Raw genomic sequence first — 15,808 nt, 5'->3', positions numbered from 1 at the left:
CCGAAGGGAAATCCGCATGAGATATGCGAGAGGGATCACCACAGCGGTGACGGCCACGGTCGTCCTCGCACTGGCAGGAACCAGTCTGGCGAACGCCGCACCCACCTCAGGCGACTCCGCACCGATGCCCTGCACCGCTCTGGGAGTCTTCGGTGTTCAGGGGACCAACCAGTCCGCGCCGGATGCCGACCCCACCGCCGACAGCGGCTTCCTCGGCATGTCGGTGATGGTGCCCTTGCTCCAGTCCGCTGCCGGTGAGGTCTCACGGATGCTCGTCCCGTACGCCGCCGACTTCGGTTGGCGGGGAGCGACGTACGAACAGTCGATGACCGAGGGGGTCGACAAGACCAGCCAAGCGATCTCCGACTACGCCGATCGGTGCCCCTCGTCGATGATCGCCGTGACCGGATATTCGCAAGGCGCGCAGATAGCGGACACCGTCATCCGCAATATCGGCAGCGGCAAAGGCCCGATCACAGCGGACAAGCTCGCCGCCGGTGCATTGTTCTCGTCCCCGAATCGCCCGCAAGGTGCCAGTACCTTCCCCGGCGGCTCGTCCGGGCAGAGTTCACCGACACCACCCAAGGGCGTTGCCACCTCTGCCTTGTCGGATCTGACGGTGACCACCCCGACCCCTGCTGACGGCGGCGGCATAGCCCCGAACTACGCCGCCTCGTCCGGGTACGGCTCTGTTGCCGGCCGTGTCGCTTCGTTCTGCACCGACGGCGACCTCGCATGCGCGACACCACAAGATGCGACGCTGGCCCGCACGGTCACCAATATCGCTGGGCAGCTGCACCTCGAGCAGCAGGATCCGCAGAAAACTCTGGTCGACCTCGCGGGCGCATTGGGTGGGGCGACAATTCGTACCGCCGCCGACGTCGTCAACGACGACATCAACTTCTCCAACGGCCGGTTCACCGTGCAGTCGTCCGGAAAGACCATCCTCGGGCGCCTGTCCACGAATTCCGATCCGCGCTCCGCCACTCCGGACGCGGACGCCGATGTCATCCGGGCAGTCATCAAAACCGGTGTCATGGGATTGCAAGCGGGCATCGCGGTCGCGAAGAAAGTCCTCACACTGGACACGATCGGCACCCTCGCCACCGTCGGCATGGCCAATCCCCCTGCTGCACTGGGCATCTTGGCAGCGAAAGTCGGGGACGCGGCAATGAGTTTGTTCCCACCGTCCACCGGCACTCAGATCCAGAAGTACATCTACAACGAAGTCCAGCGCGGCATTTCCGACAACAAGGACCTGCTGAAGATGGCAACGCAGGTCAAGTACTGGGACACGGCCCGCAACCACGGCACCTACGACTCGATTCCCGTGGGAGGACAGGGGCAGACCCCGGCGAAGTTCACCGTCGAGTGGTTCTCCACCCTCGCGAAAGAACTCTCGTCCGGATCCACGTCGGCCGGGGCGAGCACCACGAAAACAGCCTCGCCGACGACTCGTCCGAGCGGGACGCCCTCTGCGGCCCCCTCGTCGTCGACGCCGCTGACCAGCTCGGTGTTCGCCACGACCTCGGCGGTTTCTCCTGAAATCGTCGGGCCGGGCGGCGCGTTCGCGCCTGCCCAGATCCCGACTCCCACCCAGGCGCCTGCCGCCGCACCGCCCGCGCAGTGATCGGTCGGCGGCGCACGGAACTCCTCTGCTGCGCCGCCGCCCAGCAAACCCCGGGACGCACTGACGTCCCACTCCAACCGAAGGGACCATCTCGTGTCAGATGACAGCAGCAGCGGAGGCGTCGGCGGTGCCATCGTCGTTGTCGGTGCCGCAGCCGTCGCGTTCCTTCTGATGATCATGGCCGTGGTGGTCGTTCTCGTTTCCGAGGACGAAGAGTGCGCTCCCGTCGAAAACGGGGGCGGGCAGGTTGCCGCTGCTGGTTCGCTGGTCAAGCCCACCAAGTCGTCCGAAACAACGGACACCTCTCCGTTCGGTCCGCGATGGGGCGCCGAACACAAGGGACTCGACCGTGCGGGTCCTGTCGGTACCCCGATCTACGCGTTCACCGACGGCCGCGTTCGTGAAGCCGGTCCCGCTGACGGCTTCGGGAACTGGATCATCGTCGATCACGAAATCGAGGGCCACGTATACAGCTCGGTTTACGGGCACATGTTCGACGACGGTGTGATGGTCCGCGCCGGAGAGCAGGTCCGCGGCGGTCAGCAGATCGGGGCGATCGGCAATGCCGGCGGCTCGACTGGGCCGCACCTTCATTTCGAGGTGTGGGACGGGGGTCGTCTACCCGACGGCGCCGGTACCGCGGTGGATCCGCAGCCATGGATCGACAAGGCCGCCGAGCCCGGCGAGGCTCCCGCTGCGCCGGCACCGACTTCCCCGGGCTCGGGCGATGCGGGTGATGAAGGTTCCGGGTTCGGAGGTTTGGACGGCCGACAGTTGGCGATCGCGAAGCAGATCGTCGCGGTCGGTGAAGTCATGGGCATTCCAGATCGCGGCGTCGTCGTCGCGCTCGCAACCGCAAGCCAGGAATCCGGCTTTCGCATGTACGCCAATGACGGCACCGATCCTCGCCTCGAAGCCGATCAGAAGGACGTGGGCCGATCCCTGGACTTCCCACACGATGCTGTCGGACGAGATCACGGCTCCGTCAATCAGTTTCAGCAGCAGTACCCGTGGTGGGGAACGCTCGAAGAACTGATGAACTCTGCCACTGCATCACGCAAATTCTACGAAGCGTTGGCCAAGCAGAGCGGGTGGGAATCGCTACCGATTACCGTCGCAGCACAGAACGTTCAGGGATCGCTGTACCCGGACGCGTACGCCGACGACGAGCCGATCGCCACCACGTTGGCGGCCAAGTTCAAGGGCGCCGGGGCGAACATGTCCGAAGCCGACCTCGCATCCATCGCAGCTGGTGGAGCCATCGCCGTCGCCGACGGCGGCAGCGCTGCCTGCAACGATCAGCAGCCCGCACCCGGTAGCGGCGGCGGCGAGGGTCCGGCCAGCGAGTTCGGACGAGCCATCATCCTGGCTGCCTCGCGCTGGATCGGTACCCCGTACGTCTGGGGCGGTGGCGACACGAACGGCCCCACCGGCGGCGGATTCGACTGCTCAGGTCTGACGCTGTACGCGGTCTACCAGGCATCCGGCGGACGAACCAGCCTGCCGCACTTCACCGGATCGACCGCAGATCCCGGACAGCTCTACGACTCACGCGGCGCAGAAGTCCCCATCGACCAGAAACAACCCGGCGACCTGATCTTCTTCGGCCCCGCCTCGAACACGCACCACGTCGGCATCTACTACGGCCTCGAGAACGGCGAAGAAATGTTGCTTCACGCTCCGACCGAAGGCCAGACCGTCACCATCGCTCCGCTGTCAGGGATGTCGGGAGAACAAATGCACGTCCGCCGCTTCGGCGCATCACAACCGCAACCGCAGGAGGCACGATGACAAACCGGACTGACCGCAGACCGATGAGGTTGACCGCATTCGCAGCCATGACCTTCGCTGTTCTCGCACTTGTCGGATGCGGGCGCAGCGATGACCACGACCACCCGATGGATGAGGGCGGCCCCACCCAATCATTGACTGTTCCCGCCGATCCCACTCTGCCGGAACCGTTTTCCTCGGTCGATCAAAGCGATCCGGAAGCCGTGATGGTCGCGGCCGCGCAAGCTCTGTTCTCGTACACCCCCGGGGCGGACACCAACCAGATCGACGCCGCGAACCGGGCAGCACCGTTGCTCGACGAGCGGTACTACACCGACAACGCGTCGTCCTTCATTGCTTTGGCACCGATCACCGGTCGCCAATGGGAGTCCTGGCGTGAGCAGAACGCGGTGGCCACGGCCACGGCGACGGTGACCGCCGACAATCACCCCGAGGACAAGCCCGCAAAGGTCTCACGAGTCGTGGCAGTGACGGTGACCGCCGTCGATGCCGGCGGCCGGGAGATTGATCGGGTTCCGTTCGCTGCGTACATGACCGCCACCAAGCTCGGTGTGTGGCGCGTGAGCGCGGTGATGGTCCGATGACCAGCGCATATGCCGATGTTCCGCGCCGCGGTGCTCCGATGCCGAGCGGTCCACGCATCGCGGGGGCTGTGATGCCCGGGACCGATGAATCCGCTCCGATCTGGGAAGGCCCAATCGAACGTGAGGCTCTGACCCCCGCCCGGCCGCTTGTCTGGCTTCTCGGAGCTACCGGAGGTGCCGGAGTCTCCTCGCTGACGCGTTCCCTCGCGTACGCGGGGGACTGCCAGCGCGGCTGGCCCGGATACATCGGTGACCTACCGGACGCGGACTCACCGCTGGTGGTGCTCGTTTTTCGCACGACGATGCACGGCGTAGAGCGTGCTCATTCACTGCTTCTGCAACACGCCGCCGGTGGCACGCCGGAAGGAACACACATCCTCGGCGTCGTGTCCGTCGCCGACAGTGATCGCCCACTGTCCAAGCCGGTCCGGAACCGTCTGGCCGTCGTCGAGTCGCTGGCGCGCTCGCTGGCCGGTCACTGCTGGGACGTGCCGTGGCTCGAGCCCTGGCGGGTCATGCCTCCTCGCGAACTTCCCGAGTGGTCTCCGTCCTCGACGTTGCCGGCCGACAAGAAAGCGGCGCGTGACCCGACGAGATACCCCGTCGCCCCGGTGATCGCTCTGCACGACCAGATCCGAGTCGCAGCAGCAGCTCGGGTGAAGGAAATCAGTTCTTCCGCAACATAACTCGAAAGGCACTTTCTCATGAACGCACTCCACACCCTCAACACCTACATCCTCGCTCAGCAGCCCGCGCCCTTCCCCTCGCCTGGACAGGGCGGGGACGTGATCGACGTTCAGATGACCACTCCGCCGTCAGGCGACAAGTTTCAGGTCCTGCTCGGCGTCGGCCTGTGGGCGGCGACAGCTTTCCTGATCGGACTGGGAATGATGGCCGGCGTCAAGTTCGCCCAGTCGTTCGCCGACGGCACCGCCGGACGCGGCGAAAAGATGATGGTGGTCGGTGTCGCCGTCGGCGCGATCATCACGTCCTCCGCCGCCTCGTACGTCACCTGGTTCATGGAGTGAGTACTTCGATACTGGCCGCAGGCGGCGGCATCAAGATGCCCGGCGAAGACGTCCTGGTCCCGCTCGGGCAGATGCTCGGCGTGTTCCTCTGGTTCGTCGCAGCCGGTCTGATCGTCGCCGCGATGCGCGCCGGTGTCGAAGTCGCGCACCGCTTCGACGACGGCGAAGTCACCGGCCCCGGAATCCGGCGGTTGATCGCGATCGCCATCGGCGCCATCGTCACCGCCTCCGCAATCACGTGGGCGGGATGGCTCCTCATCTAGCCCGTCTCGATTCCACTACTCACTTTGCGAAAAAGAAGGAAATCATGGCAATTCACCGTTACCGCCTCGTCGGCGCCCTCGTCGCCGCAGCTCTCGCGCTGTCGGTGGCCACCGCGTGCGGATCGTCGCAGGAGGACCCCGGAACCGGCACCGCGGCGGTCGACACCAGCGCAGCGCCGCAGCAGGTGCAGTGGGAGAGCTACCGCGGTGTCGCTGTCCCTGTCTCCGCAGTCGACGGACCGACGAGCGTTTCGGCGAAGATCCCGTTCGGATACAGCCGAACACCCCAAGGGGTGGTGATGGCCGCCATTCAGGGCCAGAGCCGTCTCGCACTCGCACCAGACGAGACCTGGGCGCAGACCGCACAACTGCTGACCGCCCCTGGCCGGGGCCGTGACGCGTACGCCGTGGCGCGGGTGATGACCTCCATCACCACCGAAGCCGATCCTGCTCAGACAGCCCAGTTCGCCGGATTCCGCATCGAGGACTACAGCCCAGACCAAGCCGTGGTGTGGCTGGCCACACGGATGCCGGACGCTGCACTGTCTGCGTCGCCGACCTCGCTGATCTGGCAAAACGGCGATTGGAAGATCACTCTCCCTGATCCGCAGCCCGAGACCTCCGAAGCTGCGCCCACCGATCCAGTGCCGTTGACCTCGCTCGACGGATACACCGCCTTCTCCTACGCCGACTGATCTTCCCCCGACTTTTCAGGAGCCACCCGTGAGTAACCGCACCGAACCCCGCGAGACCACAGAAGGATCGCGCCTTCGCCGCACCGGCGAGTGGTTGGCGACCAGCCGCACGACCGGGATCGCCGCTGCCGTGTTCTGCGCGCTTCTCGCGGTGGTCGTGGCCGTCGCCGTGTTCATCGCCGTCACCCGCGACGACGATTCCGCCGGCGCCGGCGCCCCCACTGCCACCCAGCCGCCCGCGACGGCACCAGCAAAACCCGACAGCGGCACTGCATTCGGCGTTCCGTCGGCGGATCTGTTCGGCCGCGTGATCGCCAACCCCGTCAACCCGCGTGGTCAGGCGTTGCCGCAGTCGCCGGCAGATCGCCCCTCGTTCAAGGAAGGTGACCCGGTCCCCGCTCCGGAGGGGTTGATGTGGCAGCAAGTCGGTCCGTTCATCCTGCCGTTCTCGACCTCCGACGGTCCCACTCGAGTAGATGGCCCATTGGCCACGGGTTTCGCTCGCACCCCTCAGGGCGCTGCGCTCGCTGCCTGGCAGATCAGCATGCGGACGGTCATCGACCAGGAATCACTCGATGCGGTCTTCGACAACCAGATCGAACCCTCGACACGGGGGAACAAGGCGTCGTGGGCGCCGAAGAAGTGGATCGACTGGAGCCAGCTTCCCCCTCAGTACATCCCAGCGGCATTCAAGATTTCCGGTTGGAGCGCTGACAACTCGTTCGCAGTCGTGGAGGTCGCGGCCCGCGACAAGACTCCGGGCTCCTGGTTCACCACTCGCTTCGAGGTCGTCTGGCAGGACGGTGATTGGAAGATCCGTCGCCCTTCCACCCAGCTTCCGCCGCAGACGATCACTTCGCTGACGGGGTGGACCCAATGGTGAAGCGTCTGTCTGCGATCGCGGCTCTGCTCCTGGCCGTGCTGGTCTTCGGGCCGGTCGCGCTCGGGCATGCCCAGCCCCCGGCAGATGATCCGGGCACTTCGGAAACCGGACAACCGCCGGCTGACGACGACATGTATGCCGGTTGCCGCGACGTCGGTGATTCCGTACCGGTCGTCGGTGGGTTCCTCGAGCGGTTCTGCGACTTGGGCACTGCTGTTGCCAATCCACAGGACGCGGCCGGCGAGTTCGCCGACGGGATGTGGAAATCGGGCGTCGGCAAGGCCGCCGAAGTGTTCCTCGACGGCTGGAAAAAGGGCATCACCTTCATGCTGACGTGGTGGATGACCAACTCGGTCACCGGCGCGGTCGGAAACAGTGACACCGAGAACACAGTCTGGCAAGTGCACCAATTCTTGCGAATATTCCAGATAGCGGCGTTCATGATCTCGGTCGGGATCTCCGCACTCAAACTCGCCTGGGCCAAATCGCGTCTGGCACAGCAACATGCCGAAGAAACGGCAATGATGTTGACCCGCACAGTGTTCGCGTCCTGGACTCTGGTTCCGCTCATCCTCGCCGGTGACGAACTCTCCCGAGCAGCGGGTGTGTGGCTGGTTCAAGCCATGGTCGGAGAGAACATCGACGAAGCAGCGAACAAACTCCTCGCCGTCGCCGAAGTCGGCCCTCTCCTGGGTCCGGGCTTGATTTTCGTCTTCGCAATCTTGGGCATCGTCGGAACCGCCGTGCAAGCGGTGTTCATCATGATGCAGATCGCGATGCTGCGCCTCGTCCTCGGATGGGCACCGATCGCGGCCGCCGCATCAGGAATCGGCAGCGCCGGAATGCAGACCTGGACGAAGCTACGGAATTGGGCGGTGGTGTTCGCACTGTTCCCGTTCGTCGCTTCCAGCGTGTACGGGATCGCTTTCCTCTCGGCCGCCGGTGCTACCGACGCACAAGGTGTCTTCGCCGGAATGATCCTGCTGACACTCTCGTGCCTGACGATGCCGGCGTTGGCGAGACTGATCGTTCCGGCGATGGGTTCGATGGCCGGCGGCAACGGCGGCGCGGTGCTGGGCGGCATGCTCGCCGCGACCGGCGCGAGTATGGGCGCTTCGATGATCCAGTCGATGTCCTCCTCGGCTGAACAGGATTCCGGGTCCTCCTCGTCGTCGAGCGTTCAAGGCGGCCCGAGTACGGAACCGACCGGCTCCAGCACGCCCTCCTCCGGGTCGAGCTCACCGGCGCCCTCGGGCGGCGGCACGGAAGCTGCATCGAGCGGTCCCTCCGGGGCAGCGACCGCGAGCGGTTCGTCCGGAGCAGCATCCGGTGGCGCATCTGGAGCAGCAGCATCCGGCGGTGCAGCTTCCGGCGCGGCCGCGGCCGCTGGTCCGGTCGGCGCGGCCGTCGCCGTCGGGCAGGAAGTCTCCGACCGGATCGGCAGCGCTATGGGCGCCGTCGCATCGACGATCGGCGACAGCGCCTCCGGAGCAAGTGGGGGAGCGGACGTTCCGGACGAGCCGCAAGGTGGGCGGTCCGGATGAGCGCACACCGCACCGCACCGTTCGACCTCATTGATTCCATCCTCAAGGAGCAGCTATGAGCACCGAAGCACCGGCCCGCCCCAACACCTACGGCGGTCTTCACGAAGCCCCTTCGACGTACCTGTTCGGTGTGTCGAAGAAAATGTTCTACGTCTTCGCGTCGGGCATCGTGGCCGGCATCGTTGCACTGCTCGCCGGGTTCTTCATCTCCGGAGCGGTGATCCTCGGCGTAGTGGTGCTGACCTGGGCGCCGCTCGCTGCACGCATCGGCGGCAAGTCAGGGTACGAATTCGCCACTGAACTCACCGGGTGGAGCAAGCAGCGTCGGCGCGGCCAGCACATCCTGCGCGCTGGTTCTCTCTCGAACGCGCCCGGAGGCCGAACCCGAGTCCCGGGAATCGGCGCTCCGATCGAAATGTGGTGGGGAATCGACAAACTGGGCCGACGATTCGGAATGAGTCATCTACCGAAACTGCATCAGTACACGATCAGGCTGCGCTGCTCTGTGCCCGGATACAAGGGTGTCGAACAGGGTCAGGTCGACCTCGACGTCGCCAACTGGGGCGAGTTCATCAACCTCAGCGGACAGACGCCGGACATCGAAGCGATCGCCACCATCATCGAAACCCTCCCAGAGACAGGCGCGCGGCAAGACGCGGAAATCACGCGACTGTGCAAACCCGGCACCTCTGAACTCGCACAAGCGGTGGTCCGCGAATCGGGCACCGGCGTACGTCACGGAATCCAGTTGCACACCCACATGGCGCTCACCTTCACCGCGAACACGGAAGCCAAACGCAAGGATCCGATGGCGATGATTGCCGATCTAGCAGAACGTCTTCCGTCGATCTGCGCGAACCTCGGCACATTCCGCGTGACCGCTGTCCCGATGTCCGATCACGAAATCTCCGCAGTCGTGCGCCGCGCATACGATCCCCGCCCGGTTGTCGAAGCCGAGGTGGAATCGTCACTGCGCAGCGGAGAGATGTACGTCGACTGGCTCGATGCCGGCCCGATGACGGCCGAGGAAACCAAAAACACCTACTTCCACGAAGGCGCGGCCTCGCGGACCTGGGTGATGAACGCACCCCCGTCCGGTGCCCGCAACGAACGGATTCTCAAAGCACTTCTCGAAGGTCACGGCGACGTCCCGCGCAAGCGCGTGACACTGATTCACCGGCCGATGTCCCCGGCCGACGCCGTGAACGCAGTCGAGAGCGGCTACGTCTACGCAGTCGGTGAACGCAATGCCCAACGCGGTATCGGGTCGGTCCGCGCAGACCTCAAGGTCAAGGCAGCAGACCGTACTCGCGTCGAGGTCGGCAACGGTGCCGGCGCGACAGCGGTCTCGCTGATCGTCACCGCGTCGGCAAGTACCGAAGCCCAGCTCGACATTCAGGCCGACACGATCGAATCCCTGGTCGCCGGGTGCTCGACGAAAGTACGGCCCTCATGGCGATACCAGGCAGCGGCATTTCTCTCGGGCGTCGGAGTCGGGGTCTATCTCCAAGACCACGCAACGACGGCGAAAACCTTGCAGGCCTGAACCGGCCGACCACCACCGACAGGAGAAAACGATGAGTTTGATGTTGCGCCGCCGGATCGCAGACCTGACCGGCACGTACGAACCCGGACGCAAGAAGCAGAATGCTTCCCTACGCGATCCGATGGCAGCGGCACGCAAACGCCGCCAGGCAGAGGAAAAACAACGCATCGCAGACGAGAAGGCAGCAGCGAAAGCCGCCGAACTCGCACGCGACCCTTCCCGAACCGAACCGAAATGGCGCCGCGCCCCCAAACTCACCGACCGTGGTTTCGCCGGCCACGGCGGCGGCAAGATGGGCGTCGTACCCAAGCCGCCGGAGTTCCGCGGCACCAGTGTGCAGGCATGTGGGCTCTCCCCGTGGGTGGTAGGCAGCACCTATCCAATGGTCGGAACCCCGCTCGGGAAAGATCCCGACGGCATCTCGTTCCACTACGACCCGATCACCGCCACCTACCGTTCACGCCGACAGAACACCCCCAGCGTGTTCATGCTCGCCCTCCCAAGTAACGGCAAGTCCACGGTGGGCCGCAAACTCGTCAGCGGCGGCATCGCCCAAGGTCACATCCCGTTCGTGTTCGCCGACACCAAACCCGACTTCACCAAGGAAATCGAAATCATCTGCGGCGATCGCGGCAAGATCGTGCGCCTGGGACACGGCGAGGGGTACCTCAACCCGCTCGCGATCGGAGCTCTCGGGTCGGTGATTCCGCTGCTCGCGGACTTCCCCGACTTGCAGAAGAAAGTGATCAAACAGGTTCACCAACGCCGCAAGCGAGTGATGCAGTCGCTGTGCGAAATCGAGCGCGGAACAGCGCTGACACAGGCCGAACGCAACATCATCACCGCGGCGCTGCGCCTACTCGAAAAGGACCCCCGTTTCGGATACGACAACCCGCCGCTGATCTCGGATCTGCTCACGTTGATCGAGAACCCGCCGGAAGAGTTGATGCGCAAGGCGTACACCCGCGACAAGGACAAGTACCTCGCCAAGGTCGAATCCCTCCTCGAGACATTGTCCGCGCTGCTCGACGGCGATCTCGGTGAGGTGTTCTCCCAGCAGACGACCACCCCGATCGACTTCACCGGCGAGGATCGACCGACCGGTGTGTGCGTGGACATTTCAGCGCTCAGCCACGGTGACACCAAGCTCGAAGCTGCGGTGATGGCCGCATGCTGGGAGGACGGATTCGGCGCCATCGAAGCCGCACACGTCCTCGCCGATTGCGGACTTCGCGACCGGTTGCTCTTCCTGGCGGTGCTCGACGAATTCTGGCGAGTCCTCGCCGGCCCTGGAATGGTCAGCCGCGTCGACGCCCTCACCCGCCTGACCCGCACCGTCGGAACGGCGCTGGTGATGATCACCCACACCGTCAAGGACCTCGAATCGCTCGAAATGGACTTCGACATCATGAAGGCCAAGGGCTTCATCGAACGCGCTGGAGCGTTGATCGTGGGAGCCCTGACCTCGGACGAGATGGACAAACTCGACTCCATCATTCCGTTCACCCGCGCAGACAAGGCATGGGTCTCCGCGCTGTCGTCCCCAGCCGGCTACGACGCCCAACTCGAAAAGCCTGGACCACCCCCTGGCCGAGGGTTTTTCCTGCTCAAACAGGGCACCGAACGCATTCCGGGGCACCGTTTCGAGACCGTCCTGACCCCCACGGAACTGAAATACCAGTGGCACGACACCGACAGTCGGTTCGTCGACGCCACCGATGCCGGATACGCGGCACAGACAGCGAAGGACAATGCGGCATGAGCGGCAAACGCAGCACCCGCGGCAACCGCTACGGAGCAGAGGTGCGCGGTGCCACAGTAATTTTGGTCGACAAGCTGCGCCCTCAGTATCCGTCTCTGTGGGCGACTATCGAGCGTGTCTCCGCCGATACCGGGATCCACACCTCCACCGTGCGGGCATGGTGGCGGCAGCGGGAAGGCGCGGACGCCGTGAAACCGCAACCGTGCGCCCCGGATTCCGAAATACATTCCCTCCGCGTCGAACTCGAAGCGCTACGCGAAGTGAACCGTGGACTGATCGCCGCGAACAGAGGCCTGTAGATGACGCATATCTTCCTTTACAGCACCGCCACCGAAGTCGGTGAGCCGTCGGCCGCATTGCAGAGTGCGGTACAGAAGATGCACGACCTGGTCGCCGACCTCGAAACGAAACACCGTTTCGTTGCAGTACAAGGCCATTCACACACCGTCATCCCCGCTCGAGTAACGGGAACATCGTTGACAAGCAGGCCGCGGCCCGGTTACGCCGTCACATTGACCACCGTCGTCGAGATACCGACGGACAACACGTAAATCCGAAAGTTGGTAGTAACCACCATGTTTCGACGAATACTCACTTCCCCCGTCAGTGCCGCCGTCGACAGTAACGGAGATCAGTCATGAGTAAGGGTTCTGTGCGTGATCCCAGTCAAGGTGACGTGGCGTTCGAGGTGCTCGGTGTGTGCGCCGGGATCGCGGTTGCCGGCGTCGTCGGCGCCTCCGTCGCGATGCAGTTCGGCACCGAGCAGGATGTTCCGGTCAATCCGATGGCGATGGTCGCGGGCTTGATCAAGGGCGATCTCGTGTGGGAGTCCGGCGCGAGCGTAGTGGCGATTGCCTTCGCCTTGGCGTTGATCGTGCTGGTCGCAGTGGGCATGTGGTTGTTGATCCTGCGCAAGCGGGACAGCACCCGCGTCGACGAGCTGGCCAAGTACATGGGCCGCGGTCGCGACATCGCTTCGTTGACGGAACAAGCATGCCGGGCAAAAGCCGAATCCTTGCAGGTGCGGCTCCGTCCCGACGACGTTGTCGGCATCCAGCTCGGGTACCTGTTGCTGCCGAGCAAGCCGGTGTTCGGGTCCGCCCCGATGTTGCGCGGCAGCTGGGAGGACCTGCACGTCGATATTTGGGGTCCTCGCACCGGTAAGTCGACCAGTCGCGTCATCCCCGCAGTTCTCGATGCTCCCGGCGCAGTCCTGACCACCTCGAACAAGCGCGATGTCGTCGACGCGACCCGCGACGTTCGAGCGGCAATGGGCTCGCAAGTCTGGGTGTTCGATCCGCAGAGGGTCGCCAATGAGGAACCGAGCTGGTGGTGGAATCCGCTCACGTGGGTGACCGACGAAGTCAGGGCTGCCGACCTGGCCGATCATTTCGCCTCCGGTGACGACGGACTCGAAGCGAAGACGGACGCATTCTTCGATCCGGAAGGAAAGGATCTGTTGGCGGCACTCTTCCTGGCTGCGGCACTCGATCGCCGCCCGATCACACAGGCATATACGTGGGTCACGGACGTGCAGAACCAGGAAGCGGTGAAGATCCTTCGCCAACATGGGTACGGATTGCAGGCGGACGGCCTGGCCGGGCAGTACAACGCACCCGACAAACAACGCGGCGGTGTGTTCGGTACTGCCAAGAAGATGATCCGCTCGCTCAAGATCAGGACGATTCATCCCTGGGTGACGTCGGACGGTTTGTCCGATCCGCGGCCGCATTTCGATCCTCGTGAATTCGTTCGTTCCGGAGGCACGCTCTACAGCCTTTCCCGCGAGGGCAACGGTTCGGCCGGCCCACTGGTTACGGCGTTGACCGTCGCCGTGATCGACGCAGCCGAAGAAATCGCGACCACCTCGCCGAAGGGACGTCTGCCTGTTCCTCTCGTCGCTCCTCTCGACGAGGTGGCCAACGTCGTGCGCTGGTCCAAGCTGCCTAGCCTCTACAGCCACTACGGTTCACGCGGAATCATCATCATGGCGATCTTGCAGTCCTGGTCACAGGGTGTGGAGGTGTGGGGCGAACGCGGGATGAAGAAACTGTGGTCGGCGGCGAACGTCAAGGTCTACGGCGGTGGTGTCGCCGTCGATGACGGGGTGTTCCTTCGGGACATGTCCACCGCGATCGGTGACCATTGGGAGATCACCGGGTCGGTCACAGCCTCCTCGCAAGGCCGATCCACTTCCAAGCAGCGCACCAAAGTTCGTACGTTCACCGAATCCGAACTCGAAGCACTGCCACGTGGCCGGGCGATCGTACGTTCCTCCGGTAACCGGCCTGTGATCGTACGGACGGCGCCGTGGATGGCCGGCCCGCACGCCGACCGGATCAGAGCGTCAATCGAAGCCCACGACCCGGCAGCCCCGGCGACGTTGGCGGAAGCAGAAGAAGGCCTGTCCGAATGGCTCAAGCCAGACCACGCGGGAGCTGCGCGTGAGGCGGTGTCGCTGTGAACGCGCCGTTCGAGCCACCACCGGAGGACGATTTCGATCCGGGCGAGGCTGACTATCTGCCGCCCGAAGATACGGACTATCCACCCCCATCCGCGTACACGCCCCTCAGCGGGGGAGATGAACCGAGCGTCGAAGCGCCTCTGAGCAAGAACCTCGAGGCGATGGTCGGCCAGGCAGTTCTCAAACGCATCCAGAAGGAAGCCGACGCGATCGCCGAAGCGAAGTGGGCGGAAATCCTCACTCCGGAGCTGTACGCGCGACTCGAAGCCGCGGCGGCGGCCCGGTTGCTGGCGCAGCTCGAGATTTCACTCGCCGATCCGGAACCGGAGCCGGAGCAGCCGGCAGAACCGGAACTGGTGTTCGGATCGGTGGAGGAGTTCGTGCGCGAACGCATCGCCCCTGTCTATCGACGTGAAGTGATCGAGGGGACGTCAAGGAACTGGTGCACGCAGTGGTGGAAACATGCCGAAGCTATCTCCCGATTGGAAGCTCTGTGGCGAGCATGGGAGCGGCTGCGCCTGGATCCCTCGACCGGAATGAGTGTGTGGTGGCGCGATCACGCCGACCACCACATGGCACAGCTTTTCGATCCAGAGGGCACGTTCAAAGCGTGCTCGGTCCGCAGCGGTCATGCCGGCGGCGACTTCGCGATCGTGCCCTTGCCGATCGAACCCGCACCGTCGTCGATGTTCCCCGACATGCGACTTTCCCCAGAACCCACGCCCACAGAGGCATCACCCCACAAGGAAGGCAACAACTAATGTCAGAGCACGACGAAATCGGTGAGGTCAACCAAGAGCTCACGCGCATGTTCCGGGTCGGTTTGCAGTCTGCGTCCCGTCTCGCAGAGCAGATGGGCCGCGCACGTGAGAGGCAGATCCGCGACGCCGAAGCCAAAAGCGTGCAGGCGGCCCGCGAACTGCGCGAACGGCTCGTCGCCGAGCGCAGCGCGATCGAGGCACAGCTACGTCCGGTCATGACGGACCGCTGGTGGGAGGACGCTACCCACGCGCAGATCGCCGACAGCTGGCAGCAGGCCCGCGGCTGGCAAGACCACTCGCAGCCCGCAGCCGACGCCGCAGATCGCATCCGCAAGGAAGTCCAGACACGGTACGGAATAGATGCGGGCGCCCCCGGAGTCGATCCGCGAGAAATCGAGAACATGCTCCAGGCAGCCGAAGATGCCAAGCGGGCCGCTACCGCCGAACAGGACCTCTCCGAACGCGAGAACGTGAAGGCCTCCGAGTTGATGGCTGAGGCCGATCACCTCGACAAGACGGCGACAGAGAGCGAAGGCACGCCAGCCGAAACTGAAATCGCCGAAGACGGAGACACTCATCGGGTGGCCGCGGAAGCCGAGTACGACTCAGCTGAACGGCGCGATGCCCTCGCCGCCGACATGAACGCCGGAGGAGTGGACAAGGAAACGATCGGGGCCCGGATGACAGCCGACCTCGACCAGGCCAAGCATCCCCGAGGAGCGGTGCAGACCGGGACAGGCAAACCACCGGTCGCCAGGAAAGGACGCCCGACCAAGGGCCGCAGCCCGGAACGTCAACACTCCGGCCGATAACCGCACATGCTGCTATTTACGAAAGGAATCGAACGGTGTAACCGT

16 protein-coding genes are annotated in these 15,808 nt (G+C 64.5%); all 16 read left to right on the top strand.

Going from position 1 to position 15,808, the window contains the following annotated elements:
- Positions 1–16 precede the first annotated feature (16 nt).
- The gene (locus tag ACKAMS_RS28730; RefSeq protein ID WP_166813047.1) at positions 17–1,630 is read left to right on the top strand and encodes a cutinase family protein; all 1,614 of its coding nucleotides are present in this window, start codon (positions 17–19) and stop codon (positions 1,628–1,630) included.
- Between the two features lie 93 nt (positions 1,631–1,723).
- Entirely contained in the window at positions 1,724–3,421 is a 1,698-nt protein-coding gene (locus tag ACKAMS_RS28725) for a peptidoglycan DD-metalloendopeptidase family protein (RefSeq protein WP_298775540.1), read from the top strand.
- Positions 3,418–4,005, top strand: coding sequence for a hypothetical protein (locus ACKAMS_RS28720; protein WP_240952879.1), 588 nt, complete (start codon positions 3,418–3,420; stop codon positions 4,003–4,005). The genes ACKAMS_RS28725 and ACKAMS_RS28720 overlap by 4 nt, the downstream gene beginning before the upstream one ends.
- Positions 4,002–4,691, top strand: a complete 690-nt coding sequence (locus tag ACKAMS_RS28715; RefSeq protein ID WP_166813049.1) for a hypothetical protein — start codon at positions 4,002–4,004, stop codon at positions 4,689–4,691. Before ACKAMS_RS28720 ends, ACKAMS_RS28715 begins: the two co-directional genes overlap by 4 nt.
- Before the next feature lie 18 nt (positions 4,692–4,709).
- Positions 4,710–5,033: a hypothetical protein gene (locus ACKAMS_RS28710; RefSeq protein ID WP_042925324.1), complete on the top strand. Its 324-nt coding sequence runs from the start codon at positions 4,710–4,712 to the stop codon at positions 5,031–5,033.
- Positions 5,030–5,296: a hypothetical protein gene (locus ACKAMS_RS28705; protein WP_064075286.1), complete on the top strand. Its 267-nt coding sequence runs from the start codon at positions 5,030–5,032 to the stop codon at positions 5,294–5,296. Before ACKAMS_RS28710 ends, ACKAMS_RS28705 begins: the two co-directional genes overlap by 4 nt.
- A gap of 44 nt (positions 5,297–5,340) precedes the next feature.
- Positions 5,341–5,991 (top strand): hypothetical protein, encoded by a 651-nt coding sequence (locus ACKAMS_RS28700; protein ID WP_166813051.1) that lies wholly within the window; start codon positions 5,341–5,343, stop codon positions 5,989–5,991.
- 28 nt (positions 5,992–6,019) lie between these two features.
- Positions 6,020–6,874: a hypothetical protein gene (locus tag ACKAMS_RS28695; RefSeq protein WP_166813053.1), complete on the top strand. Its 855-nt coding sequence runs from the start codon at positions 6,020–6,022 to the stop codon at positions 6,872–6,874.
- Complete coding sequence (locus ACKAMS_RS28690; protein ID WP_166813055.1) at positions 6,868–8,418, top strand: hypothetical protein; 1,551 nt, start codon at positions 6,868–6,870, stop codon at positions 8,416–8,418. The genes ACKAMS_RS28695 and ACKAMS_RS28690 overlap by 7 nt, the downstream gene beginning before the upstream one ends.
- Before the next feature lie 55 nt (positions 8,419–8,473).
- Positions 8,474–9,964: an SCO6880 family protein gene (locus tag ACKAMS_RS28685; RefSeq protein WP_166813057.1), complete on the top strand. Its 1,491-nt coding sequence runs from the start codon at positions 8,474–8,476 to the stop codon at positions 9,962–9,964.
- 31 nt (positions 9,965–9,995) lie between these two features.
- Positions 9,996–11,726 carry a hypothetical protein gene (locus ACKAMS_RS28680; protein ID WP_019750039.1) on the top strand — a complete coding sequence of 577 codons (1,731 nt, stop codon included), beginning with the start codon at positions 9,996–9,998 and terminating at the stop codon, positions 11,724–11,726.
- Positions 11,723–12,025, top strand: a complete 303-nt coding sequence (locus tag ACKAMS_RS28675; RefSeq protein WP_042953658.1) for a hypothetical protein — start codon at positions 11,723–11,725, stop codon at positions 12,023–12,025. The genes ACKAMS_RS28680 and ACKAMS_RS28675 overlap by 4 nt, the downstream gene beginning before the upstream one ends.
- Positions 12,026–12,277 (top strand): hypothetical protein, encoded by a 252-nt coding sequence (locus ACKAMS_RS28670; RefSeq protein WP_020971509.1) that lies wholly within the window; start codon positions 12,026–12,028, stop codon positions 12,275–12,277. It abuts the gene before it with no gap.
- Between the two features lie 86 nt (positions 12,278–12,363).
- Positions 12,364–14,190: a type IV secretory system conjugative DNA transfer family protein gene (locus tag ACKAMS_RS28665; protein ID WP_166813059.1), complete on the top strand. Its 1,827-nt coding sequence runs from the start codon at positions 12,364–12,366 to the stop codon at positions 14,188–14,190.
- Complete coding sequence (locus ACKAMS_RS28660) at positions 14,187–14,951, top strand: DUF4913 domain-containing protein (protein WP_166813061.1); 765 nt, start codon at positions 14,187–14,189, stop codon at positions 14,949–14,951. Before ACKAMS_RS28665 ends, ACKAMS_RS28660 begins: the two co-directional genes overlap by 4 nt.
- Positions 14,951–15,763 (top strand): hypothetical protein, encoded by an 813-nt coding sequence (locus ACKAMS_RS28655; protein WP_166813063.1) that lies wholly within the window; start codon positions 14,951–14,953, stop codon positions 15,761–15,763. Before ACKAMS_RS28660 ends, ACKAMS_RS28655 begins: the two co-directional genes overlap by 1 nt.
- Positions 15,764–15,808: the final 45 nt, after the last annotated feature.

Source organism: Rhodococcus sp. 5A-K4, from assembly GCF_046097995.1.
In the GTDB taxonomy this organism is placed as follows: Bacteria; Actinomycetota; Actinomycetes; order Mycobacteriales; family Mycobacteriaceae; genus Rhodococcus_F; species Rhodococcus_F erythropolis.
Note: the sequence above shows the minus strand (reverse complement) of the source record. Positions and strands in the feature narration are given on the sequence as shown.